Annotated in this window: 26 protein-coding genes; 12 read left to right on the top strand and 14 right to left on the bottom strand. The window is 72.3% G+C overall.

Annotated features, from left to right (window positions below; genetic code table 11):
- Nucleotide 1 precedes the first annotated feature (1 nt).
- The 3 genes from ACF1BN_RS28570 to ACF1BN_RS28560 form a co-directional block, all read right to left on the bottom strand.
- Entirely contained in the window at nt 2-937 is a 936-nt protein-coding gene (locus tag ACF1BN_RS28570) for a hypothetical protein (RefSeq protein ID WP_392334467.1), read from the bottom strand.
- Between the two features lie 128 nt (nt 938-1065).
- The gene (locus ACF1BN_RS28565) at nt 1066-1284 is read right to left on the bottom strand and encodes a hypothetical protein (protein ID WP_392334466.1); all 219 of its coding nucleotides are present in this window, start codon (nt 1282-1284) and stop codon (nt 1066-1068) included.
- Entirely contained in the window at nt 1284-1550 is a 267-nt protein-coding gene (locus ACF1BN_RS28560; RefSeq protein WP_392334465.1) for a hypothetical protein, read from the bottom strand. The genes ACF1BN_RS28565 and ACF1BN_RS28560 overlap by 1 nt, the downstream gene beginning before the upstream one ends.
- 110 nt (nt 1551-1660) lie before the next feature.
- Here ACF1BN_RS28560 and ACF1BN_RS28555 point away from each other — a divergent pair, with 110 nt between their 5' ends.
- The 3 genes from ACF1BN_RS28555 to hutH all read left to right on the top strand — a co-directional run bounded on the left by ACF1BN_RS28555 (nt 1661) and on the right by hutH (nt 4616).
- On the top strand, nt 1661-2482 hold the full coding sequence (locus tag ACF1BN_RS28555) for a Scr1 family TA system antitoxin-like transcriptional regulator (RefSeq protein WP_392334464.1): 822 nt from the start codon (nt 1661-1663) through the stop codon (nt 2480-2482).
- Nucleotides 2475-2669, top strand: a complete 195-nt coding sequence (locus tag ACF1BN_RS28550) for a DUF397 domain-containing protein (protein ID WP_392334463.1) — start codon at nt 2475-2477, stop codon at nt 2667-2669. Before ACF1BN_RS28555 ends, ACF1BN_RS28550 begins: the two co-directional genes overlap by 8 nt.
- Nucleotides 2670-3074: 405 nt before the next feature.
- Nucleotides 3075-4616, top strand: a complete 1542-nt coding sequence (gene hutH / locus ACF1BN_RS28545; protein ID WP_392334531.1) for a histidine ammonia-lyase — start codon at nt 3075-3077, stop codon at nt 4614-4616.
- A 48-nt stretch (nt 4617-4664) separates the two neighbouring features.
- Here hutH and ACF1BN_RS28540 read toward each other — a convergent pair whose 3' ends face one another.
- A complete protein-coding gene (locus ACF1BN_RS28540) occupies nt 4665-4931 on the bottom strand; it encodes a hypothetical protein (protein ID WP_392334530.1) in 267 nt (88 codons plus the stop codon).
- Between the two features lie 114 nt (nt 4932-5045).
- Here ACF1BN_RS28540 and ACF1BN_RS28535 point away from each other — a divergent pair, with 114 nt between their 5' ends.
- The 3 genes from ACF1BN_RS28535 (at nt 5046) to ACF1BN_RS28525 (ending at nt 7362) form a co-directional block, all read left to right on the top strand.
- Entirely contained in the window at nt 5046-5417 is a 372-nt protein-coding gene (locus ACF1BN_RS28535; RefSeq protein WP_392334462.1) for a hypothetical protein, read from the top strand.
- 204 nt (nt 5418-5621) lie between these two features.
- On the top strand, nt 5622-6890 hold the full coding sequence (locus tag ACF1BN_RS28530; RefSeq protein ID WP_392334461.1) for an Ig-like domain-containing protein: 1269 nt from the start codon (nt 5622-5624) through the stop codon (nt 6888-6890).
- Nucleotides 6891-6993: 103 nt separating this feature from the next.
- Nucleotides 6994-7362: a DUF1330 domain-containing protein gene (locus ACF1BN_RS28525; protein ID WP_392334460.1), complete on the top strand. Its 369-nt coding sequence runs from the start codon at nt 6994-6996 to the stop codon at nt 7360-7362.
- 7 nt (nt 7363-7369) lie between these two features.
- On the opposite strand, the gene ACF1BN_RS28520 is transcribed toward ACF1BN_RS28525, so the two are convergent.
- The 3 genes from ACF1BN_RS28520 to ilvA all read right to left on the bottom strand — a co-directional run bounded on the left by ACF1BN_RS28520 (nt 7370) and on the right by ilvA (nt 10548).
- Complete coding sequence (locus ACF1BN_RS28520; protein WP_392334459.1) at nt 7370-8230, bottom strand: ABC transporter permease; 861 nt, start codon at nt 8228-8230, stop codon at nt 7370-7372.
- Nucleotides 8227-9255, bottom strand: a complete 1029-nt coding sequence (locus ACF1BN_RS28515; protein WP_392334458.1) for an ATP-binding cassette domain-containing protein — start codon at nt 9253-9255, stop codon at nt 8227-8229. Before ACF1BN_RS28515 ends, ACF1BN_RS28520 begins: the two co-directional genes overlap by 4 nt.
- A 63-nt stretch (nt 9256-9318) precedes the next feature.
- On the bottom strand, nt 9319-10548 hold the full coding sequence (gene ilvA, locus ACF1BN_RS28510; RefSeq protein ID WP_392334457.1) for a threonine ammonia-lyase: 1230 nt from the start codon (nt 10546-10548) through the stop codon (nt 9319-9321).
- A gap of 146 nt (nt 10549-10694) precedes the next feature.
- Here ilvA and ACF1BN_RS28505 point away from each other — a divergent pair, with 146 nt between their 5' ends.
- Nucleotides 10695-11207: a MarR family winged helix-turn-helix transcriptional regulator gene (locus ACF1BN_RS28505; RefSeq protein ID WP_376601830.1), complete on the top strand. Its 513-nt coding sequence runs from the start codon at nt 10695-10697 to the stop codon at nt 11205-11207.
- 324 nt (nt 11208-11531) lie between these two features.
- Nucleotides 11532-11723, top strand: a complete 192-nt coding sequence (locus ACF1BN_RS28500) for a DUF1059 domain-containing protein (RefSeq protein WP_392334456.1) — start codon at nt 11532-11534, stop codon at nt 11721-11723.
- Between the two features lie 55 nt (nt 11724-11778).
- Here ACF1BN_RS28500 and ACF1BN_RS28495 read toward each other — a convergent pair whose 3' ends face one another.
- Complete coding sequence (locus ACF1BN_RS28495) at nt 11779-12933, bottom strand: cystathionine gamma-synthase (protein ID WP_392334455.1); 1155 nt, start codon at nt 12931-12933, stop codon at nt 11779-11781.
- Nucleotides 12934-13005: 72 nt separating this feature from the next.
- Here ACF1BN_RS28495 and ACF1BN_RS28490 point away from each other — a divergent pair, with 72 nt between their 5' ends.
- Nucleotides 13006-14112, top strand: coding sequence for a hypothetical protein (locus ACF1BN_RS28490; protein WP_392334454.1), 1107 nt, complete (start codon nt 13006-13008; stop codon nt 14110-14112).
- Nucleotides 14113-14191: 79 nt separating this feature from the next.
- The gene (gene msrA, locus ACF1BN_RS28485) at nt 14192-14848 is read left to right on the top strand and encodes a peptide-methionine (S)-S-oxide reductase MsrA (protein WP_392334453.1); all 657 of its coding nucleotides are present in this window, start codon (nt 14192-14194) and stop codon (nt 14846-14848) included.
- A 79-nt stretch (nt 14849-14927) separates the two neighbouring features.
- Here msrA and greA read toward each other — a convergent pair whose 3' ends face one another.
- Together greA and ACF1BN_RS28475 are read right to left on the bottom strand one after the other, a co-directional pair.
- Nucleotides 14928-15425 carry a transcription elongation factor GreA gene (gene greA, locus ACF1BN_RS28480; protein WP_392334452.1) on the bottom strand — a complete coding sequence of 166 codons (498 nt, stop codon included), beginning with the start codon at nt 15423-15425 and terminating at the stop codon, nt 14928-14930.
- 189 nt (nt 15426-15614) lie between these two features.
- Nucleotides 15615-16016 carry a DUF4307 domain-containing protein gene (locus tag ACF1BN_RS28475; RefSeq protein ID WP_392334451.1) on the bottom strand — a complete coding sequence of 134 codons (402 nt, stop codon included), beginning with the start codon at nt 16014-16016 and terminating at the stop codon, nt 15615-15617.
- A gap of 97 nt (nt 16017-16113) precedes the next feature.
- Between ACF1BN_RS28475 and mca the strand changes: the two genes are divergently transcribed.
- Both mca and ACF1BN_RS28465 read left to right on the top strand, forming a co-directional pair.
- Nucleotides 16114-16995: a mycothiol conjugate amidase Mca gene (gene mca / locus ACF1BN_RS28470; RefSeq protein WP_392334450.1), complete on the top strand. Its 882-nt coding sequence runs from the start codon at nt 16114-16116 to the stop codon at nt 16993-16995.
- Nucleotides 16988-17254 (top strand): hypothetical protein, encoded by a 267-nt coding sequence (locus ACF1BN_RS28465; protein WP_392334449.1) that lies wholly within the window; start codon nt 16988-16990, stop codon nt 17252-17254. The genes mca and ACF1BN_RS28465 overlap by 8 nt, the downstream gene beginning before the upstream one ends.
- Before the next feature lie 77 nt (nt 17255-17331).
- On the opposite strand, the gene ACF1BN_RS28460 is transcribed toward ACF1BN_RS28465, so the two are convergent.
- The 4 genes from ACF1BN_RS28460 to ACF1BN_RS28445 form a co-directional block, all read right to left on the bottom strand.
- The gene (locus ACF1BN_RS28460) at nt 17332-18471 is read right to left on the bottom strand and encodes a glycine amidinotransferase (RefSeq protein WP_392334448.1); all 1140 of its coding nucleotides are present in this window, start codon (nt 18469-18471) and stop codon (nt 17332-17334) included.
- A gap of 104 nt (nt 18472-18575) precedes the next feature.
- Nucleotides 18576-18947 (bottom strand): aspartate 1-decarboxylase, encoded by a 372-nt coding sequence (gene panD / locus ACF1BN_RS28455; protein ID WP_376600176.1) that lies wholly within the window; start codon nt 18945-18947, stop codon nt 18576-18578.
- 44 nt (nt 18948-18991) lie between these two features.
- On the bottom strand, nt 18992-19195 hold the full coding sequence (locus ACF1BN_RS28450) for an MbtH family protein (RefSeq protein WP_360310823.1): 204 nt from the start codon (nt 19193-19195) through the stop codon (nt 18992-18994).
- Between the two features lie 50 nt (nt 19196-19245).
- Nucleotides 19246-22793 (bottom strand): condensation domain-containing protein (locus tag ACF1BN_RS28445; protein WP_392334447.1); only part of this gene is annotated, 3548 nt, incomplete at its 5' end.

The raw sequence follows: 22793 nt of genomic DNA, 5'->3' as shown, positions 1-22793 counted from the left end.
CCTAGCCCGCGCAGCGGGGGCACAGGTCCTCGTCGCCCACGGGCCGGAAGAGGTACGCCTGGTCGTGCCGTCCCTCGCACTCCCGCATCCCGGCGAGCCGCGTCGAGACCGGGGGCGCGGGGGAGGGCGGCGGGGGTACGGGCCCCGGGAGCGGCGGCGGTACGAGCTCCGGCACCTCCCGGAGCAGGTACCGCACGAGCCCGCCGGGCCGCAGCACCGGCGTACCGTCCTTCGGCAGCCCGGAGCGGATGTGGGCGCAGACGTCGGCGGGGGTGTGTCCGGCCTCCAGCCAGCGGGCGGCCAGCCGCGCCAGCTCGTCCCGCATGCCGGGCGGGACGTGCCGCAGGGCGGGCGAGAGCACGGGGAGCGCGCCGATGACGGCGCGGGCCTCGTCCGAGGGGGCCGGTTCCGCCACGGCGGGGGCCGTCGGTGCGGCGGCCGGAAGGAGAGAGGTCTTTCCTGCGGTGGGTTCTTGCTGTGGATGACCGTCGGCGGCCTGACGCACCGGCGCACCGGCGGCCGGGATCCCGTCACTCGGCGCGACCTGCGGTGTCGCCGGTCGGGGCGCCGTCCCCTCCCCGGCGTAGGCGGGCATCCCGGCGAGGATCTTCGCCGCCTCGCCCGCGCTCAAGGGGCGGCTGGAGACGAGCTGTTGGGTCATCCAGCGCCCGCCCCCGATCTGCACCCGCCGCTCGTGGACGAAGCCCTCCGCCTTGAGCTGCCGCTTGGCCGTCCCGAACGCGCATGCCCCGATCCGGGCACGTTCGGCGGTGCGGGACAGCGGTTCGCGGGCGTCCTGGGGGAGGGAGAGCTGCCAGGTCAGCAGCCGTACGGCGTCGGAGCTGAGCCGGGGATGCCGGATGATCTCGTGCGAGAACCGGGTGAAGGCGCGCGAGGGCGCGATAAAGTTGCGGTAGATCACGGTGGGGCTTTCCACTGGTGGTCCAGGCCCTCGCGGATGGTTGCCGCCATCGCGGGGGCTGTTTTCGTGGCGAACGTACCGCACGGCATATGCCCGTTGGGCCGATCGAAACAAAGATCCACCGTACGGGTGACGGGTGTTGTTCAGCGGGCCTGGCGCCGGGCGGTGCTGATGACGCGGACCCCGCCGGCGGGCGTCAGGCCGGCCCGCTCCTGCGGACTCGCCTTCCAGCACTGGTCGGCCTCGGCCTCCCACAGGAACCCGCTGGGCCGCAGGAGGACGAGCGTCCTCCCGTGCACGGCGTGGACCTGCCCGGTCAGGGCCCGGGTCGCGTCGGTCACGTACTCCCCGATGCGGTACATCACCGGCCGCTCCCGGCCGAGTTCAGGACGGCGGTCAGCCGCAGGGCCCCGGCGAGCGTGAAGGTCCCGATCCCGTACAGGTGGGTGTCCGTTCCGGAACCGCGCAGGACCTCGCGGTACAGACCGTTGGTCGGCAGCCCGGTCGCCTCCATGGCGGCCTTGAGCTCCCGGTAGGCGTGCGCGGCCTCGGCCTCGGAGACGGGACGGATGGAGTGGACGGGGTGGTGGGGGAGGTGGTCGGGGGGAAGGGCGCTGTACGCGTGCATGGAGGGCTCACTTTCTGACGGATCTCCTCCGGGAACCCCTCCACGATGACGCCGACCGCCCTACGCTCACCAGGAGTTGGGTGACTGCGGGCGGGCGGGGAACGAGGCATATGCCAGGACCACAGGATCTGGAACCCGGAGAGAGCATCGAGCAGTACCTCGGCAACGTGGTCCGCGAGGCACGGCTGGCCCTCGGGCGCGACTGGACGCAGGCGTACGTGGCGGGGAAGACGTTCAGCAGCGGGACGAGGATCTCCGAGATCGAGCGCGGGGAGGACCCGCCGGACCGGGAGCTGGCGCGGAGGCTGGAGATCGTGCTGAGGCTGCCGCCGGGGACGCTGGTGAACCTGGTGAAGATCCTCACGGAGCGGACGGTCCGTGACTATGCGAAGACCTACTTGAGGCGGCAGCTCGAAGCCACGGCCATCCACGAGTTCTCCATCGTGGTGCCGGGGCTTCTCCAGACCGCCGGATACGCCCGGGCCGCGATGCAGGCCGGACTGGCCGGCACCCCGGCCCAGATCAACGACTACGCACGGGGGCGGCTGGAGCGCCAAGCCGTACTCGACCGTCCTGACGCGCCATGGATGATGCTCGTCCTCGACGAAGCCTGTCTGCGCCGTGACATGGGCGGCGCCCGGGCGATGCGTGAACAGATCGAGCATCTGCTCGCGATGGGCGAGCGGCCTCAGGTGAATATCCAGGTGCTGCCCATGAAGGGTGCGCCGGTGGCCGGTTCGGTGTCGCTCCTCACGTTCGCGAAGGGGCAGCGAGGGGCTTACACGGAGGGATTCAACACGGGCAACTACACCGAGGATCCAGCCGAGGTGATGCACTTCCAGCGTGTCTATGATCTGCTGCAACAGGCTGCCCTGGGCGTTCGGGCCTCCCGAGAACTGATGCGCGACATCGCGAAGGAACAAGATGACTGAGCCCTCGCCGAACTGGCACAAGAGCACCTACAGCGGCAACACCAACGACTCCTGCGTCGAGATCGCCGACAACGCCCCCGACGTGATCCGCGTCCGCGACACCAAGGATCACGCCCAGGGTGAAGTGACCGCCACCCCCGCCGCCTGGACCGCGTTCACCGCCTTCGCCCGGACGCACACGGTCTGAGCTGCCCGCTCGGGCGGGCGCGGGCCCGCCGTGAAGCCGCCGACCCACGAACGCTCGCCGCGCTCGGGGACGTACGCGGCGACGCCCGCACGTCCTGCGCGTCCCTCCCCCCCTTCCCGTGGCCCGGCCGGTCGCCGTGCGCCCGCCCGTACGGAACGCGTCGAAGTCCCCACCCCGTACGCCGGGCCCCGCGGGCGCCGTCGAGCCCCGCCCACTCCGTCCGGTCGCGCACGGAGGAACCGCCACCCCGGGAGCGCCGCCTCCGCTGCCCCCGGCCCCTCGCGCGTCAGACTGGAACCGCCCCGTCCGCCACAGGGGCGCGTAAGGGTCCGTCCCGGTGAGGGACGGTGACGAAGTCACCTAGTGACAGACAGGTCTTCAATCCGTAGGGTGCTGAATATGGATATGCAGACAGTCGTTCTCGGCACGTCCGGCACGACCCCGCAGGACGTCATCGCCGTCGCCCGCCACGGCGCCCGTGTCGAGCTGTCGGAGGAGGCCGTCCAGGCGCTCGCCGCCTCCCGTGCCGTCGTCGACGCGCTCGCCGCCAAGCCCGAGCCCGTCTACGGCGTCTCCACCGGGTTCGGCGCCCTCGCCACCCGGCACATCGACCACGAGCTGCGCACCCAGCTCCAGCGGAACATCGTCCGCTCGCACGCCGCCGGCATGGGCCCGCACGTCGAGCGCGAGGTCGTCCGCGCCCTGATGTTCCTGCGGCTCAAGACCGTCGCCTCCGGCCGCACCGGAGTCCGCCCCGAGGTCGCGCGGACCATGGCCGACGTCCTCAACGCCGGCATCACCCCGGTCGTCCACGAGTACGGCTCGCTCGGCTGCTCCGGCGACCTCGCCCCGCTCTCCCACTGCGCCCTCGCGCTCATGGGCGAGGGCGACGCCGAAGGCCCCGACGGCACCGTGCGGCCCGCCGGCGAGCTGCTCGCCGCCGCCGGCATCGAGCCGGTCGTCCTGCGCGAGAAGGAGGGCCTCGCCCTCCTCAACGGCACCGACGGCATGCTCGGCATGCTGGTCATGGCCCTCGCCGACCTCGACACCCTCTACAAGTCGGCCGACGTCACCGCGGCCCTCTCCCTCGAAGCCCTCCTCGGCACCGAGAAGGTCCTCGAACCCGAACTGCACGCCATCCGCCCCCACCCGGGCCAGGCCGCCTCCGCCGCCAACATGCTGGCCGTCCTCAAGGGCTCCGGCCTGACCGGCCACTTCCAGGCCGGCGAGGCCCCCCGCGTCCAGGACGCCTACTCGATCCGCTGCGCCCCGCAGGTCGCCGGCGCCGGCCGCGACACCATGGCCCACGCCCTGCTCGTCGCCGAGCGCGAACTGGCCGCAGCCGTCGACAACCCGGTCGTCCTGGCCAACGGCGAGGTCCGCTCCAACGGCAACTTCCACGGCGCCCCCGTCGCGTACGTCCTCGACTTCCTCGCCATCGCCGCCGCCGACCTCGGCTCCATCGCCGAGCGCCGCACCGACCGGCTCCTCGACAAGAACCGCAGCCACGGCCTGCCGCCCTTCCTCGCCGACGACGCCGGCGTCGACTCGGGCCTCATGATCGCCCAGTACACGCAGGCCGCCCTGGTCAGCGAGATGAAGCGGCTCGCCGTCCCGGCCTCCGCCGACTCCATCCCCTCCTCCGCCATGCAGGAGGACCACGTCTCCATGGGCTGGTCCGCCGCCCGCAAGCTGCGCACCGCCGTCGGCAACCTCGCCCGGATCATCGCCGTCGAGCTGTACGCCGCCACCCGAGGCATCGAGCTGCGCCACGGCCTGACCCCCGCCCCCGCCTCGCGGGCCGCCATCGACGCCCTGCGCGCCGCCGGCGTCGAGGGCCCCGGCCCGGACCGCTTCCTCGCGCCCGACCTGGCCGCCGCCGACGCCTTCGTCCGCGAGGGCCGGCTGGTCGCCGCCGTCGAGCCGGTCACCGGCCCGCTGGCCTGACCCTTGCGGGAGACCTCGGGGCCGCCTCCGCGGGCGGCCCCGAGGGCGTCAGGACGCGCGTCCGTGCCGCCGCATCGCCAGCGCCACGAACCCGGCGCCCACCCCGAGGAACCCCGTCCCGCCCAGCAGGTACGCCGTCGTGTCGGGACCCCCGGTCTCGGCGAGCCGGTCGCCGCCGGGGGAGGCCGGGTGGGAGCTCCGGGCCGCGGCACCGGTCGCGCCCTCGGAGGCGTTCGCCGACGGGACGAACCACAGGGCGCACAGGAGGGTCCCCGCCGCGGTGGCGGTCAGCAGCGGGCGTCGGGCGGCGGACACGCGGATCTCGATCTCCCTCACGGAAAGCCCCGCGGGACCCCGCGGTGGCCAGATGGTAGTGAACACAGCGGGTCGCGGGAAAGCGGAGGCCGGGCAGACCCTACGCTCCCAGCCATGAGCACCTCCGAAACCCCCGGCACCCCCGGCACCGAGACCACCACCCGCCACGTCCGCCTCCGGGTCGACATCGTCCTGGAGATCGACGGCCCCGCCGAACTGACCACCGCGGCGGAGGGGCGGATCGACTCCGACGAGTTCATGCCGGCCGAGGAGCGCGAGCACGCCCGGGCCTCCGTCCAGGAGGACCCCTCGGAGGCCCTGGCCTACCTGGTGGAGCCGTTCGACCTGGTCCGCGACCTGCCCGGCGTCGAACTCGTCCAGGCCGCCTGGAGCAGCGAGGAGATCGAGTACGACCCCGATGCCATGGAGTGGGAGCTCGACGAGGAGGATGGGGACGAGGAAGACGACGAGACCGACCGGCCGTAGGGCGTTCCTCCCGGACCGGGCCGGCCCGGGAGCCAGGGCCCCGGGGCGGTGTCCCGGGGCCTTTTCGCGCCGTTGCGCGGCGGGCGGGAACCGGAACGTTCCGCCGAGCGTGTCGATCAGTGGTGTTCCCCACAAACCCCCCGCTTCCGGAACCGGACGGGGTGTCATGGGTGTTCTGATGGATTGACAGGGAAATCGGCGACGATGGAGAAGCGTGTGATGACGGTCGGCAAGCACCGCAGGAGCCTGGCAGCCGCGGCGGCGGTGCTCAGCGGCGTACTCGTGCTCTCCGCCTGCAGTGACGACGACGCCGGTACGGCCGCGTCCGGCTCGCCGTCCGCCACCTCGCAGGCCCAGGTCGACGAGGCCGCCGAGCAGAAGACCTCCCAGGCGCAGATCACCATCTCGCCGGAGAACGGCGCGAAGAACGCCTCGATCAACAACGACGCCAAGGTCGCCGTCACCGAGGGCAAGCTCACCGAGGTCACCATGACCTCCGCCGAGGGCACCGCGGTCAAGGGCGAGATAGCGGCCGACGGCCTCTCCTGGAAGCCGACCGGCCAGCTGGAGCGGGCGACCGTCTACAAGATCGCCGCCACCGCCGTCGACGCGTCGGGCCTGGAGGCGCACGAGAACTCCTCCTTCACCACCGTGTCGAAGGAGAACAGCTTCATCGGCAACTTCACCCCGGAGGACGGTTCGACCGTCGGCGTGGGCATGCCGGTCTCGATCAACTTCAACAAGGCGATCACCGACAAGAAGGCCGTCCAGAGCGGCATCACCGTCACCTCCAGCTCCGGCCAGGAGATCGTCGGCCACTGGTTCGACGGCACGCGCCTCGACTTCCGTCCGGACGACTACTGGAAGGCCGGCTCGACGGTCACCCTCAAGCTCGACCTCGACGGCGTAGAGGGCGCCGACGGCGTCTTCGGCGTCCAGCAGAAGACCGTCACCTTCAAGGTCGGCCGCAGCCAGGTCTCCACGGTCGACGTCGCGACGAAGACGATGACGGTCAAGCGCGACGGCAAGGTGATCCGGACGATCCCGATCTCCGCCGGCTCCCCGGACAACACCACCTACAACGGCGAGATGGTGATCTCCGAGAAGTTCAAGGAGACCCGGATGAACGGCGCCACCGTCGGCTTCACCGACTCCGACGGCAAGGGCGAGTACGACATCAAGGACGTGCCGCACGCCATGCGCCTGTCCACCTCCGGCACCTTCATCCACGGCAACTACTGGGGCGACCGCTCCATCTTCGGCTCCGTGAACACCAGCCACGGCTGCATCGGCCTCGCCGACGTCAAGGGCGCCGGCGACCCCAAGCAGGCGGCCGCCTGGCTCTACGACCAGTCGATCACCGGCGACGTCGTCATCGTCAAGAACTCCAAGGACAAGACGATCGCCCCCAGCAACGGCCTCAACGGCTGGAACATGAACTGGTCGGACTGGAAGGCCGGATCGGCGCTCTGACCCGCCCGCACCCGTGACATGGGCCCCCTCCGCCCCGGAGGGGGCCCTCGTCATGACCTCCGAGGTCATCGACCCCGCGGGACGCTTGCGCCAGGCTGGACCCATGACCGCATACGCGATGGCCAACCTGAGCCCCAAGCCCGTCCTCGACCCCGAGGTGTTCGCCTACATGGAGCGGATCCAGGCCACCCTGGACCCCTTCGGCGGACGCTTCCTCGTGCACGGCGCCCCCCGGCGCGAAGTGCTCGAAGGAGAGTGGCCCGGCGCCGTCGTCCTCATCGCCTTCCCCGACTTCGACACGGCGAGGGCCTGGTACGACTCCGAGCCGTACCAGGCCCTGCTCCCGCTGCGCACCCGCCACATGCCGGGCGACGTCCTGCTGATCGACGGCACCCCCGATGGCTACGACCCCGCCACGACCGCCGCCGCCCTGCGCGCCGGCCACCCGGGGGAGGACGGCGCGCGGGCGTGAGCCGCCGTCAGCCGTCCGCGCGCCGGTACTTGCGGACGGAGAGGGTGCGGAAGACGACGATGATCAGGACCGAGTAGATCAGCGACGCCCACACCGGGTACTGCATCGGCCACGCGTCGGACGGCGAGAGGCCCGGATCGCCGAACAGCTTGCGGCACGCCTGGACGGTCGCGCTGAACGGGTTCCACTCCGCCACCGGCTGGAGCCAGCCGGGCAGCTTGCTGGAGTCGACGAAGGCGTTCGAGATGAAGGTGACGGGGAAGAGCCAGATCAGCCCTCCGGAGGTCGCCGCCTCCGGAGTGCGCACGGAGAGGCCGATGAGGGCGCCGATCCAGGTGAAGGCGTACCCGAGCAGGAGGAGCAGCGCGAAGCCGAGCATGATCTTCCCGGCGTTGGTCGGCGCGGCGTAGCCGGGCCGCCAGCCGATGATCAGGGCGACGATCGCGAGGACCAGCAGGGTCACCGCCGTCTGCACGAGGTCCGCCATCGTCCGGCCGGTCAGCACCGCGCCCCGCGCCATCGGCAGCGACCGGAAGCGGTCGATGAGGCCCTTGTGCATGTCGTCGGCGATGCCGGCGCCCGCTCCCGCGGTGGCGAAGGTGACGGTCTGCGCGAAGATGCCCGCCATCAGGAAGTTCTTGTAGACGTCCGGGTCGGTGCTGTCCCCGATCTGCATCGAGCCGCCGAAGACGTACGTGAACAGGATGACGAACATGACGGGCTGGATCAGCCCGAAGAGGATCATCTCCGGGATCCTGGACATGCGGATCAGGTTCCGCTTGGTGACGACCAGGGAGTCCCCGAAGGACTGGGCGATGCCGCCGCGCGCGGCGGGGGTCCGCGGGGCTCCGTCGGTGAGGGTGGTCACGCGGCCGGCTCCTTCCGGTGCTTGCGGGCCCGGTCGGCGGGCGTCGCGCCGTTCTCCTCGTCCTGCGCGCGCTCGGCGGTGTGGCCGGTGAGGGAGAGGAAGACGTCGTCGAGGGTGGGGCGGCGCAGTCCGATGTCGTCGATCTCGATGCCGGCGGTGTCGAGGTCGCGGATGACCTCGGCGAGCAGCTTCGCGCCGCCGGTGACCGGGACGGTGAGCTTGCGGGTGTGGTCCTCGACGGTGACGGCGTCGGGGCCCCGGTCGCCGGGCCCGTAGCGGGCGAGGACCGTCCGGGCGGGGGCGATGGCGTCCCGCTCGTGGACGACGACCTCGACGCGTTCGCCGCCGGTGCGGGCCTTGAGCTGGTCGGAGGTGCCGCGGGCGATGACCTTGCCGTGGTCGACCACGGCGATGTCGTGGGCGAGGTGGTCGGCCTCCTCCAGGTACTGGGTGGTGAGGAGGAGGGTGGTGCCGCCGGAGACGAGCTCCTTGATCACGTCCCACAGGGCCTGGCGGTTGCGCGGGTCGAGGCCGGTGGTCGGCTCGTCCATGAACATCACGGGCGGGGCGACGACGAGGGCGGCGGCGAGGTCGAGCCGGCGGCGCATGCCGCCGGAGTAGGTCTTGGCGGTGCGGTCGGCGGCGTCGGCGAGGTGGAAGCGCTCCAGGAGCTCACCGGCCCGCTCCTTCGCCGCTTTGGCCTTCATCTGGTAGAGCTGTCCGACCATCTGGAGGTTCTCGCGGCCGGTGAGGTACTCGTCGACGGCGGCGAACTGGCCGGAGAGGCCGATGGAGCGGCGGACCTCGTTGGGGTGCCGCAGGACGTCGATGCCGGCGACCGTGGCGGTGCCGCTGTCGGGGCGGAGCAGGGTGGTCAGGACCCGTACGGTGGTGGTCTTCCCCGCTCCGTTGGGGCCGAGCAGGCCGAGGACGGTGCCCTCGGGGACGTCGAGGTCCACCCCGTCGAGTGCTGTGACGTCGCCGAAGGTCTTCACCAGTCCCTCGGCGTGGATCGCGCCTGGCATGTCCACACTCCCGGATCAATTCGGGCATTTCTGCCGATCCTAGGGCAGTGCGGGGAGTGGCGCTCAGGCCAGGACGGTGTACCCCGCCTCCCGCAGCGCCCCCTCGACCTCCCGGCAGTGCTCCGGCCCCTTCGTCTCCAGACGCAGCTCCACCTCCACCTCCGTGAGGCCGAGCCGCGGGTCGGTCCGCACATGACTGACGTCGAGCACGTTCGCGTCGACCACCGTCAGCACCGCGAGCAGCGTCGCCAGCGCCCCCGGCCGGTCCGCCACCCGCAGCCGCAGACTCAGATACCGCCCGGCCGCCGCCATGCCGTGCCGCAGGATCCGCTGGAGCAGCAGCGGATCCACGTTCCCGCCCGAGAGGACCGCGACGACCGGCCCCCGGAACGACTCCGGGTCGCTCAGCAGCGCCGCCACCGGACTCGCCCCGGCCGGCTCCACCACCAGCTTCGCCCGCTCCAGGCAGAGCAGCAGCGCCGACGAGAGCGCGTCCTCCGAGACCGTGCGCACCTCGTCCACGTACTCCTGGACCAGCCCGAAGGGCACGTCCCCGGGCCGCCCCACCTTGATCCCGTCGGCCATCGTCACCGGCGCGTCCACCACCACCGGATGCCCGGCCGCCAGCGACGGCGGATAGGCCGCCGCCCCCTCTGCCTGCACCCCCACGATCCGCACGTCCGGCCGGACCGACTTCACCGCGAGACCGACCCCGGCCGCGAGACCGCCGCCGCCGACCCCGACCACGATCGTGCGGACCTCCGGGCACTGCTCCAGGATCTCCAGGCCGACCGTGCCCTGCCCCACGATCACGTCCGGGTGGTCGAAGGGGTGGATGAAGACCGCCCCGGTGTCCCGCGCGTACTCCTCCGCCGCGGCCAGCGTCTCGTCCACCACATGCCCCTGGAGCCGCACGTCCGCCCCGTACTCCCGGGTCGCCGCGACCTTCGGCAGCGGAGCGCCGACCGGCATGAACACGGTCGCGCGCACCCCCAGCAGCTGTGAGGCGAGCGCCACACCCTGCGCGTGGTTCCCGGCCGAGGCGGCGACCACCCCCGCCGCCTTCTCCTCCGGCCGGAGCCCCGCGATCCGCACGTACGCCCCGCGCAGCTTGAACGAACCGGTCCGCTGGAGGTTCTCGCACTTGAGCAGCACCGGCGCCCCCACCAGCGACGACAGGTGCCGGCTCCCCTCCAGCGCGGTCATCCGGGCGACCCCCGACAGCATCCGCTGCGCGCCGCGCACGTCATCGAGCATCAGGCGGTGCAAGGGGTGTCGCGTACTGAAGGTCATGACCCCAAGTCTCGCAGCTCACCGGGGTCGCGGGCGCGCGGGCCACGGCCCCGGCGCCGGTTTGCGCACGGCCGGTACGGAGCCCGCCGCGTCCGCGTACTCTGTCCCCCACACCGACCACCCCCGCACGAGAGAGACCCCCAGCCATGCCCCCGTCTCAGGACATGACGACTGAGCTCGACCCCGGTCTCCTCGACGCCCTCCAGCACCAGGTGGCCGTCTTCGCCCGCCGGGCCGAGCAGACCCGCCTCGGCGGCACCGGCCAGCTCCGCAACTCCATGGACCGGGCCGCCTACCTCCTCCTCAACCGCCTCGACCAGGAAGGCCCGATGGGCGTCAAGGCGCTCGCGGCGGGCATGGGGATCGACTCCTCGACCGTCACCCGCCAGGTCGCCCCGCTCGTCGACTCCGGTCTCGTCAAGCGCACCTCGCACCCCGAGGACGGCCGCGCGGTCGTCCTCCAGCTCTCCGCGCGCGGCCTGGAGCGCCTGGAGGAGGTCCGCTCCTCCCGCCGCACGCTGATGGCCGAGGTCACCGACGGCTGGACCGAGGACGAGCGCGACTCCTTCTGCTCGCTCCTCACCCGTTTCAACGCCGCCCTCTCCGCCCGCCAGTCGGCGCACCAGACCGGCACCGGGGGCTCCGCGCACGGGGGTTGACCCCGACTCCCGCCCGGGGCCTCGACGAGGGGCGGGGCGGCTCCGGAGCCGATCCGAACAGGCCGCCCGCGCCCAGGAGTTCGGCCCCGCCGCGGCGGACGCCGCGGGACGGCCGCCACACGCCGCCACACCGCCCACCGACGCGACGCGCACCCGCGCCCCGTACCCCCGCGCCGCTGCCGCCGCCCTCGTCCACGCCCGCGCGGCGCGCGACCGGGGCGCGATCCACGGCGTCCCCACCCCGCCGTTCGCCGGGCCGTGACGACGGACCTAGCCTGGAAGGAGGGGTCGGTCGGAAAACCGTCGCAGGACCAGGAGGCCGACATGACCAGGAAAGCCGCCGACTGCCGGGACGCGCCGAGCGTGTCGGGCTGCTCGCTCTACATCTCGGGCGAGGAGGACGAGGTCGTCCGCGCCGCCACCGAGCACGCGGTCTCCGTCCACCAGCACACGGACACCCCGGAACTGCGCGAGGAGGTCCGGTCGAGCCTGAAGGACGCGATGCCCGGCACCTGACCGGACGCGGCGGCCCGGGAGCGGAAGCCGCACCCGGGCCGCGCAGCCGTCCGGCTCAGCCCAGCGCCTCGCGCAGGTCCGCGATCAGGTCGTCCGCGTTCTCGATGCCCACCGAGAGCCGGACCAGGTCCGCGGGGACCTCCAGGGCCGAGCCCGCGACGCTCGCGTGCGTCATCCGCCCCGGGTGCTCGATCAGCGACTCGACACCGCCCAGCGACTCGCCCAGCGTGAAGAGCTTCGCGCGGTCGCACACGCCGACCGCCGCCTCCTCGCCGCCCTCGACACGGAAGGAGATCATGCCGCCGAAGGACCGCATCTGCTTCGCCGCGATCTCGTGGCCCGGGTGCTCCGCCAGACCCGGGTAGAGCACCTGCGTCACCTTCGGGTGCCGGGTCAGGAAGTCCGCCACCTTCGTCGCGTTCTCGCTGTGCCGGTCCATCCGGACGGCGAGCGTCTTGATGCCGCGCAGCACGATCCACGAGTCGAACGGACCGGCCACCGCGCCCATCGCGTTCTGGTGGTACGCCAGCTCCTCGCCCAGCTCCGCGTCGGCCGCGATCAGCGCCCCGCCGACGACGTCCGAGTGGCCGCCCATGTACTTGGTGAGGGAGTGCACGACCACGTCCGCGCCGAGCGCCAGCGGCTGCTGGAGGTAGGGCGAGGCGAAGGTGTTGTCGACGACGAGCTTCACCCCGGCCTGGCGGGCCACGCCCGCGATCGCCTCGATGTCCGTGATGCCGAGCAGCGGGTTCGACGGCGTCTCGACCCAGATCAGCTTCGTACGGTCGTTGAGCGCGCCCCGCACGGACGCGATGTCGGAGGTGTCCGCGACGGAGAAGTCCACGCCCCAGCGCTGCACGACCTTGGCGAAGAGCCGGAAGGTGCCGCCGTACGCGTCGTTCGGGATGACCACGTGGTCGCCGGGGGAGAGCAGCGTGCGCAGCAGGCAGTCCTCGGCGGCGAGCCCGGAGGCGAAGGCGAGACCACGCCGGCCGCCCTCCAGCGCCGCCAGGTTCTCCTCCAGCGCGGTACGCGTCGGGTTGGCGCTGCGGCTGTACTCGTAGCCGCCGCGGAGCCCGCCCACACCGTCCTGCTTGTAGGTGGACACCTGGTAGATGGGCGGGACGACCGCGCCGGTCAGCGGGTCGGCGGTGTTGCCCGCGTGGATCGCGCGGGTCTCGAAGTTCTGGTGGTTGTGCTGGTCGCTCATGCTCAGGAGCGTAGTGCCGGGGCCCGCCCACCGCCGCGATTCGTCCACGACGGTGTCCTGGACAATGGACACATGGAGATTCTCTGGTTCCTGATCGCCCTGGGCCTGCTCTTCGGCGTCCTCGGCCCCTACATGCTGCGCCGCCGCTCCGGCGGCATCCGGCAGGTCGCGCCCGGCACGCCCGACGCCGCCGACCCGGAGGCGTACGGGTTCGTCCGCCAGGAGGACCTGGACGTGCGGCTCCCCGGCCCGGACCACGATCTCCTCGACGTCCTCGACGTCGTCCAGGCCACCCAGGACTGGCGGGCCGCCGCCCAGCTGCTCGCCGGCACGCCCAAGGAGGGCGAGGTCCGCTGGCAGCGCGTCCAGGCCTTCGCCGGCGCGGCCTCCCTGGAGCTCGCGGAGAAGCCCGGCGCCGGCGGCGCCTGGCTGCGCGCCTGGCGCTCGGACGCGCCCAAGGACGCGGGCGCCGCGGCCGTCCACGCCGAGTTCCTGGTGCAGCAGGCCTGGCGCTCCTCGGCGGCCGGCTCCGACGACTTCCGGATCATCCTGGAGGAGGCTCGGAAGGTCGCCGACGAGGCGGCGCTGCTCGCGCCCGGCGACCCCGTCCCGTACATCACGCAGCTCGCCGTGGCCCGCGGACTCGGCTACAGCCACGAGCAGTTCGACCAGGTGTGGGCCAAGGTCATCGACCGGGCCCCGCGGCACATGGGCGCGCACCTGGCGGCGCTGCACTACTGGTGCGAGAAGTGGCACGGCTCGCGCGAGGAGGCCGACCACTTCGCCACCACCGCCGCGGCGCGCGCCCCGCAGGGCTCGCTGCTCGCCGCGCTGCCGCTCTTCGCGGTCTTCGAGCACGTGCCGGACGTGGTGCTGGTGCAGGACTTCTACCGGACGGCCGTGGTGAGCAAGGCGATGGAGGGCGCGCTGTACGCGGTGCACTCGGCCCGCGCCGACGACCCGATGCTGTCGCACGTGCGCCACCTGCTGATCCTCTTCCTGGTCCGCGGCGAGCGCTGGGCCGAGGCGATGCACCAGCTGGTCCGCGTCGACGGGCACGTGGGCGCCCTCCCGTGGACCCTGAGCGGCGACCCGGCCGCCGACTACACCCTCCACCGCAACCTGGCGGTGGCCGGCTACGAGGCGAACGGCGGCAGCCCGGCCACCCTCCGCCGGTGAGCGGTCGGGGGCGAGGGGAACAGGGCCGGGCGCGCCGGTGTTGTGAGGACTGCCGATCCGCGTCGAGGAGAGATGCCGCATGTTCCTGTCCCGCACCCCCGTCCTGCCCACCCCGGAGCAGGCCCTGCGCGGCCGCCCGGAGCCGGAGTTCTCCGTCCCCGAGCGCCACACGGTGCTCGGCAACCCGCTGCTCGGCCCGTACCCGGAGGGTCTTGAGGTCGCCGACTTCGGCCTCGGCTGCTTCTGGGGCGCCGAGCGGAAGTTCTGGCAGACCGACGGCGTCTGGACGACGCTCGTCGGCTACCAGGGCGGCCACACGCCGAACCCGACCTATGACGAGGTGTGCTCGGGCCTCACCGGGCACACCGAGGTCGTCCGGGTCGTCTTCGACCCGTCGAAGGTGTCGTACGAGACCCTGCTGAAGCTCTTCTGGGAGTCCCACGACCCGACGCAGGGCTTCCGCCAGGGCAACGACGTGGGCACCCAGTACCGCTCCGCCGCCTACACCCACTCGCCCGCCCAGGCGCGGACCGCCGAGGCGTCCCGCGCCGCCTACCAGGAGGTCCTGTCGGCCTCCGGCCACGGCGAGATCACCACCGCCGTCCTCCCGGCCGCCGACCGCCCCTTCTATCCCGCGGAGGCGTACCACCAGCAGTACCTGGACAAGAACCCGGCCGGCTACTGCGGCATCGGCGGCACGGGTGTCTCCTGCCCGATCGGGGTGGCGAAGGCCTAGGTCCGGCCGGCGCTCCCGGAGACGACGAAGGGCCGGTCCCCCGCGGGGGACCGGCCCTTCGGCACGTGCGGAAGGGGGCTCAGCCGGTGTACGGCTTCGCGCTGAGGATCTTCACCATGGCCCTCTTGCCGTTCGGCAGCTCGTACTCGGCGTCGTCACCGGCCTTCTTGCCGTTCACGCCGACGCCGAGCGGCGACTGCGGCGAGTAGGTCTCGATGTCACCGCTCGCGTACTCGCGGGAGGCGAGCAGGAAGGTCATGGTGTCGGACTCGTCGCCGTCGAAGGCGATCGTCACGACCATGCCCGGCTCGACGACGCCGTCGTCCGCCGGGGCCTCGCCCACCTTCGCGTTCTGGAGCAGCTGGGTGAGCTGGCGGACCCGGAGCTCCTGCTTGCCCTGCTCCTCCTTGGCCGCGTGGTACCCGCCGTTCTCGCGCAGGTCGCCCTCCTCGCGCGCGGCGGCGATCTTCGCGGCGATCTCGGTACGCGCGGGACCAGACAGGTACTCAAGCTCGTCCTTGAGCTTGTTGTACGCCTCCTGGGTGAGCCAGGTGACGTTGTCGCTGGTCTGGGTCACAGGTGCTCCTCGTAGGTACTGGGAATACAAAGCATCGCCCTACTCGGGAGATCTTCGCTTCCCGGGTGGGCGAAAGCACGAGCCTAACAATGAGTGGCGGAAAGCGGGAGGACATAAACCATAAGGATGGCGTCGGTCCAGGTCACCGCGGCGACCCGCCGGAACTCGCTCCTCCTCACCTACCCACCGCTACCGCTCCGTACACCCCATGAGCTCGGCGCTGGTCGCGCGGGCGGTGGTGCGGAGGGAGTACACGCGGTCGATCCTGCCGTCCGGCTCGTCGACGGTGACGTCCTTGCGGGCCACCTCGGCGCCGTCCTCGGAGCGGGAGCGGAGCGTGCACACGCCCCGGACGCCCTGGTCCTTGCGGATCTCCAGGTGCACCTGCACCTCGGTGTCGCTCACCACGTCGAACTTGATCAGCTCGGCGCTGATCTTGTTGCCGCCCACGTGGTGCCAGCCGAACCAGCCGATCATGGCCACGAAGAGGACCCCGAGGACCGCGCCGATGATCCGGAGCTTCCGGTCGGCCCGCTCGTCCGCCGAGCGCCCGTAACGCCCCTCGGGCAGCTGGTCTCGCACGGCGCTCATCGTTCAGTCCTCTCGGGCGGGGGCGGCGGAATTTTCCTCCCCCCGATTCCGTCACTATAGAGACCCCCCTCCGCGTCGAATCACTGAGGATCGAGTCTTGACTGAGCAGCTGCGACTGATGGCCGTTCACGCCCACCCCGACGACGAGTCGAGCAAGGGCGCGGCGACCATGGCCAAGTACGTGTCCGAGGGGGTGGACGTCCTCGTGGTGACGTGCACGGGCGGGGAGCGCGGCTCGGTCCTGAACCCCAAGCTCCAGGGCGACCCCTACATCGAGGAGAACATCCACGAGGTCCGGCGCAGGGAGATGGACGAGGCCCGGGAGATCCTCGGCGTCGAGCAGGAGTGGCTCGGCTTCGTCGACTCGGGCCTGCCCGAGGGCGACCCGCTGCCGCCGCTGCCCGAGGGCTGTTTCGCCCTGGAGGACGTGGACCACGCGGCCGGCGAGCTGGTCCGCAAGATCCGTTCCTTCCGTCCGCAGGTCATCACGACCTACGACGAGAACGGCGGGTACCCGCACCCCGACCACATCATGACCCACAAGATCACGATGGTGGCCTTCGACGGCGCGGCCGACGCCGAGAAGTTCCCCGAGGCCGACTTCGGCCCGGTCTTCGAGCCGCAGAAGCTCTACTACAACCAGGGCTTCAACCGCCCGCGCACCGAGGCCCTGCACCGGGCTCTGCTCGACCGGGGCCTGGAGTCCCCGTACGGCGAGTGGCTGGAGCGCTGGAAGGAGTTCGAGCGCAAGGAGCGGACGCTGACCACCTTCGTCCCGTGCGCCGAGTTCTTCGAGACCCGCGACCGGGCGCTGATCGCGCACGCCACCCAGATCGATCCCGAGGGCGGCTGGTTCCGGGTCCCGATGGAGATCCAGAAGGAGGTCTGGCCGACGGAGGAGTACGAGCTCAGCAAGTCGCTGGTGCCGACCTCCCTCCCCGAGGAAGATCTCTTCGCGGGCATCCGCGACAATGCCTGACATGAGCGCACACCTCGCACTGACGCAGCTGGTCCCCTTCGCCGCCGAGGAGCTGGACAAGAACAAGGTGACCCCGGGCGTCCTGGGCTTCGTCGTCTTCGCGGTCCTCGCGGTCGCGGTCTGGATGCTGATGAGGTCGATGAACCGCCACATGAACCGGATCTCCTTCGACGAGCCCGCGGACCCGGCCGAGGCCGGGACGCGGGCCGGGGAGAAGACCGGCGAGGAGGCCGGCAGGAAGGCCTCCGCCGCCTCCTAGGGCCGGGCCCGTCCCGGCCCCGGACAGCGCACCGGCCCGTACCCGCGGAGAGCGGGTACGGGCCGGTGCGGCGTGTCTCAGACGAGGGGGCGGTAGTCGAGGTTCGGGAAGTAGTCCTCCCGCACGCCGTCGCGCCGCACGTCCCAGGTGGCGCAGTGGAGCGAGCCGCCGTACTCGAAGACGTTCCGGAAGGGCACCGGGAAGACCTCGAAGCCGAGGCCGTCCAGCATGTCCTGGAGCGGCTTCTCCTGCTCCTCGCAGATCACCTTGGTCGGCGAGATGCTGAGCACGTTCATCGACAGCCACTTCGAGGACTGGCAGTACTCGGGCATCTCCTCGTTGGTGAGGACCGGCTCCGGGACCTCGACCAGCTTCCAGTCGTTCTCCAGGAACATCCGCTCCTCGCCCTCGCGCAGCGGGCGGTCCGGGTTGGTGAGGATCAGACCGGGGCGCAGCGGCACGAAGGTGCAGTCGATGTGCGAGGGGAAGAAGTCCAGCGGGAAGTGGACCGGGTGGACGCGGAAGCCCTTGGGCTCCAGGTGCCGCTTGAGCCAGCGGACGCCGGCCCGGTTGGTGGTCATCGACTCCTGGACGAGGACGTCACGGCCGAACCGGCTCATGTCGGCCGCGTCGAAGATGACCTCGTCCTGGTTCACGCAGAACTCGAAGCTGTGCATCCGGGCGTGCCGCTCCTCCAGCGGCCAGTCCCAGAACTCCTCGCGGTACATGCCGTCCGCCATCGAGGGCTTCGGCGCCGTGGTCCACTGCACGCGCGGGTCGGCGTCCCAGTACTCGTAGACCAGCTTGCGGTAGGGCTGGTACTCGAAGTACCGGGCCCGGCGCGACATGGTCGCCTCGATGATCTCGTTGCCGAGGGTGATCATCACGTCGCGGGGGCAGACCGCGCAGTACTGGTTCTCCACCTCGAAGTCCGGCGTGCTCACCGGGGTGGAGAAGTCGTGGGTCTCGGGCCTGCGGACCGTGATGCCCTGGCCTTCGAGCACCTTCACCAGGCCGGCGAGCTCCTCGTTGGCCAGGTCGATGGCCTCCTTGGACTTCGGGCCGGTGGGGAAGGGGGTGTCGGGGCGGTTCCGGATGCCGGGGCGGCTGCCGGGCTCGACGGGCTCGAACTGGGCGTTGTCGGCGGAACCGACCACGATCTCCTGGAGCGGGTCCCACTCGTTCCACGAGTTGACCTGGGGAACACTCTGCTGCATGGAAGGCTGCCTGTCTGTGGAGTGCTGACGGGAGCAAAGGTGGGGGGTGTGCAGGAGGAGGGACGGGGGAGTGGGGCCGGCCGCCGGAGGGGCCTGCCGGCGGGTCAGGAGGAGAGGTCCGAGCCCAGCTTCAGGGGCCGGTTCCGCTCGTCGACGAAGACGACCTTCGGCTCCAGCTTCTCGGCCTCGGCGTCGTCGACCGACGCGTAGCCGATGAGGATGACCAGGTCACCGGGGGCGACGAGCCGGGCGGCGGCGCCGTTGAGGCAGATGACGCCGGAGCCGCGCTCGCCCTCGATGACGTACGTCTCCAGACGGGCGCCGTTGTTGATGTTGACGATGTGTACCTGCTCGCCGACGAGGAGGTCCGCGGCCTCCATCAGGTCGCGGTCGACCGTCACGGAGCCGATGTAGTTGAGGTTGGCCTCGGTGACGGTGGCCCGGTGGATCTTGGACTTGAGCATGATGCGCTGCATGGCGTGTGGCTTCCTTGACGGCGGGGCGCACCCCGGCGGATCGGTCAGACGGCGTCGGCGAGGCTCGCCGGGCGCATATCGGTCCAGTGCGTCTCGATGTACTCGAGGCAGCTCTTGCGGTCGGTCTCGGTGACGACGACGTTCCAGCCGGGCGGGACCACGGCGAAGGCGGGCCACAGGCAGTGCTGGCGCTCGTCGTTGACCAGCACCAGGAAGGTGCCGTCCTCGTTGTCGAACGGGTTGGTCATGGCGTTCTCGTCCTTCCGGTCGGTCTCGGTCTCGGTGGGGTGGTCGGTGCTCAGGCGGTACGGGGCCGGGCGAGGGCCGCGGCCAGGGCGCGGGCGGTGCGGGCCCGGAAGACGGTGGCGACGTCCACCGGGCGGTCCAGCTCCGCCTCCAGGCGGCCGGCGAGGCGCAGCGCGAGCAGCGAGTCGCAGCCCAGGCCGAAGACGTCCTCGTCCGCGCCGACGGAGTCCCGGCCGAGGACCTCGGCGACCAGTTCCGCCACCCGGCCGCGCAGCGTGCCGTCGGGGTCGGGCTCCGGCGCGAGGAACCGCCGGACCGGTTCCGTCATGGCCTCGGGCAGTCCGTCGAGCAGCTCCCGCAGCAGGCCGGCGACCTCCCCGGCGGCCTCGTCCTCGACGAGGTCGGGGCGGTGGCCGAGTTCGAGGCGCAGCCGGTCGCCGGGCACCACCATCAGCTTCAGCGGGTAGTGGTACGCGTCGTGGCCGGAGACCTCCACGAGGCGCAGGGTGTCGTCGGGGTCGGCCGGCAGCTCCTCGGCGCCCGGGAAGTTCTCGAAGACCACGCAGGTGTCGAAGAGCGGTCCCAGACCGGCGGCCCGCTGCACGTCCGGCAGCGGCACGTGGTGGTACGGCAGCAGCTCGGCGTGCTCCTCCTGGAGCCGGGCGAGGAGCGCCGCGACGCTCTCCTGCGGCTGGAGCCGCACCCGTACCGGAAGGGTGTTGATGAACTGGCCGACCATGTCCTCCACCTCGGGCAGCTCGGCCGGCCGGCCGGAGACGGTCGCGCCGAAGACGAGGTCGTGGCTGCCGGTCCGGCGGTGCAGGCACAGCGCCCACGCGGCCCTGACCAGGGTGTTCACGGTGACACCGTGGGCGCGGGCCGCCGTGTGCAGGGCCGCGGTCCGCTCCTCGGTGAGCTCGACGACCGTCGTGCGGGGCAGTGCCCGGACCCGCGCGGTCTCCTCGGGCGCGCAGAGCAGGGTGGGCTCCCGCAGTCCGGCGAGGGCGGCGGACCAGGCCGACAGGACCTCGGCCGGGTCCTGGCCGGCCAGCCAGGAGAGGTACCGGGGGTAGGCGGGCGGGGTGGGCAGCAGCGTGCCGGCGGGGTCGTCGTACAGGGCGAGCAGGTCGCGCAGGACGAGCGCGGTGGTCCAGCCGTCCACCAGCAGGTGGTGGAGGGTGAGCACCAGCTGCCGGCGGTGCGGGGCCAGGTCGATCACCGTGCAGCGCATCAGCGGCGGGCGGGCCGGGTCGAAGCGGCGGTGCCGGTCCTCGTCGAGGAGCGCGGCGAGCCGCTCGTCCCGCTCCGCCGGGTCCAGGCCGGTCAGGTCGTGCCGGTGCCACGGCATCCGGGCCTCGGCCGGGATCGCCTGCACCGGCTCGCCGGAGCGCAGCTGCGCGAAGCCGGCCCGCAGCATCGGGTGGCGGCGCAGCAGCGCGTCGCAGGCGGTCCGCACCCGGTCCGCCTCCAGGTCGCCCTGGACCTCGAGGACCATCTGCACGGTGTAGACGTCGAGGTTCCGGCTGTCGTACCGGGCGTGGAAGAGCAGGCCCTCCTGGAGCGGGGTCATCGGCAGCACCTCGGCGACCGGCAGGCCGGTGCGGGCGGTGAGCCGGGCCAGCTCCGCCGGGCCGGCGTCGACGGTGCCGGAGGGCAGCCGCCGGGCGCGGACCGTCTCGGCGTGCTCCACGAGCGCGCGGAGCGCCGCGGACCAGAGCCGGCCCAGCTCGGCGGTCTCGGCGTCGGTCAGGTGCAGCCGGGCCCAGAGCCAGTGGGCGACGAGCCGGGGGCCGGTCGGGGAGTCGTCGATCGCCGCGTTCACCTCGACGACGTGCGTCATCGGCATCCGCGGATCGGCGCCGAGCGGCAGCGCGTCCGCCTCGGCGGCCGGGCTCCAGTCCTCGTCGCCGTCCTCGGAACCACCCTGTCGGCCCAGGTAGTTGAAGCCGATCTGGGGGGCGGGGCAGGCTGCCAGCTCGGCGGCGGTCTCCCGGTTCAGATGGCGCAGCAGTCCGAAGCCGATGCCGCTCTCGGGGACCTCGGCCAGCTGGGCGGCGACCCGGCGCACGGCGGCACCGAGCCGGGGGTCGGCCGGGTCGCTGTCCGCCTTCCAGTCGCCGTTGCCCGCGTCGACGCGCACCGGGTACATCGAGGTCAGCCAGCCGACGGTGGCCGACAGGTCGGTGGTGTCGTCGAGCGGCTCGCGGCCGTGCCCCTCCACGTCGATCAGCACGGCGGTGTCGGTGCCGGCGCCGCCGGTCCCGCGCCAGGCGGAGACCGCCAGGGCGAGGCCGGTGAGGAGCACGTCGACGGTCCGCACCCCGAACGCGGCGGGCACCGTGGTCAGCAGCGGCGAGGTCAGCTCGGACGGCAGGGTGAGGACGAGCTCGCCGGCCGTCGCGTAGATGTCGTGGGCGGGGGAGAGACGGGCCTCGCTCAGCGGCACGGAACCCGCGCCGAGCGTCCGCCGCCAGTACGGGAGCTCCCGCAGCACCTCGGGGCTGTGGGCCGCCGCGTCGAGCCGCCGGCTCCACTCGGCCAGCGGGAACGGCACCGGTTCGAGGGCGGGCGCGGCGCCCGAGGCGACGCTCCGCCAGGCCAGGTACAGGTCGGTGAGGAGGATGCGCCAGGAGACCGCGTCCACGGCCAGGTGGTGGATGGTGACGAGGAGGCGACCGGGCCGGGCGGGGCCCAGGTCGAACCAGGTCGCCCGGACCATCGCCCCTCGGCGGGGCGCGAGGGCGGCGGCGTCCTGGCGGGCGTGGACCGTCAGCTTCGCGCGCAGCGCGTCCTCGGTGAGGCCGGAGACGTCGACGCGGCGCACCGCCTCGCGGATCGCGGCCTCGTCCACCGGCTCCACGACCAGATCGCCGGTCTCGTCGAGGCGTCCGCGCAGCGACTGGTGACGTTCCGTCATGGCCTGGACGGCGGCGGTCAGATGGTCGATGCCGAGGCCGGGCGGGACGCGCAGCAGCGTCGACTGGTGGAAGGCGTCGATCGCGCCGCCGCTCTCGTGGAGCCAGCGCATGATCGGGGTCGCGGGCACGACCTCGGCGGGCGCGGTCGGGGTGGGCGTGGTGTCCCGCCGCGGCGGGCGCGGGGCCGACGCCGCCGACTTCGGGGGTGCCTTGTCCGCCGCCGCCTCCGCCCGGGACGGGGCCGGCGGGGTGGGGGCGTTCTGCTGGAGGAAGTCGGCGAGGGCGGAGGCGGTGCGGTGGGTGAAGACGTGTTTGGGGGTGAGGCGGATGCCGGCCTTGCGGGCGCGGGCGACGAGCTGGATGGCGGTGATGGAGTCGCCGCCGAGGGTGAAGAAGTCGTCGCCGTCGGCCGCGTCCTCCAGGTTCAGCACCTGGCCGAAGAGCTCGCGCAGGGTGGCGATGACCTCCCGGTCGCTCGGCGCGCTCCGCTCGCTCTTCGCTCCCTTCGCGTCCTCGGCGCCCTTCCCGGTCCTCTCCGCCCGTTCGCCCCGGGCGTCGTTCGCGCGCGGCGCCTCCGCCCGGTCCGCGGCCGGCGGGGTGGGGGCGTTCTGCTGGAGGAAGTCGGCGAGGGCGGAGGCGGTGCGGTGGGTGAAGACGTGTTTGGGGGTGAGGCGGATGCCGG

It is taken from the genome of Streptomyces sp. NPDC014861 (assembly GCF_043081625.1).
Taxonomy (GTDB): Bacteria; Actinomycetota; Actinomycetes; order Streptomycetales; family Streptomycetaceae; genus Streptomyces.
Note: the sequence above shows the minus strand (reverse complement) of the source record. Positions and strands in the feature narration are given on the sequence as shown.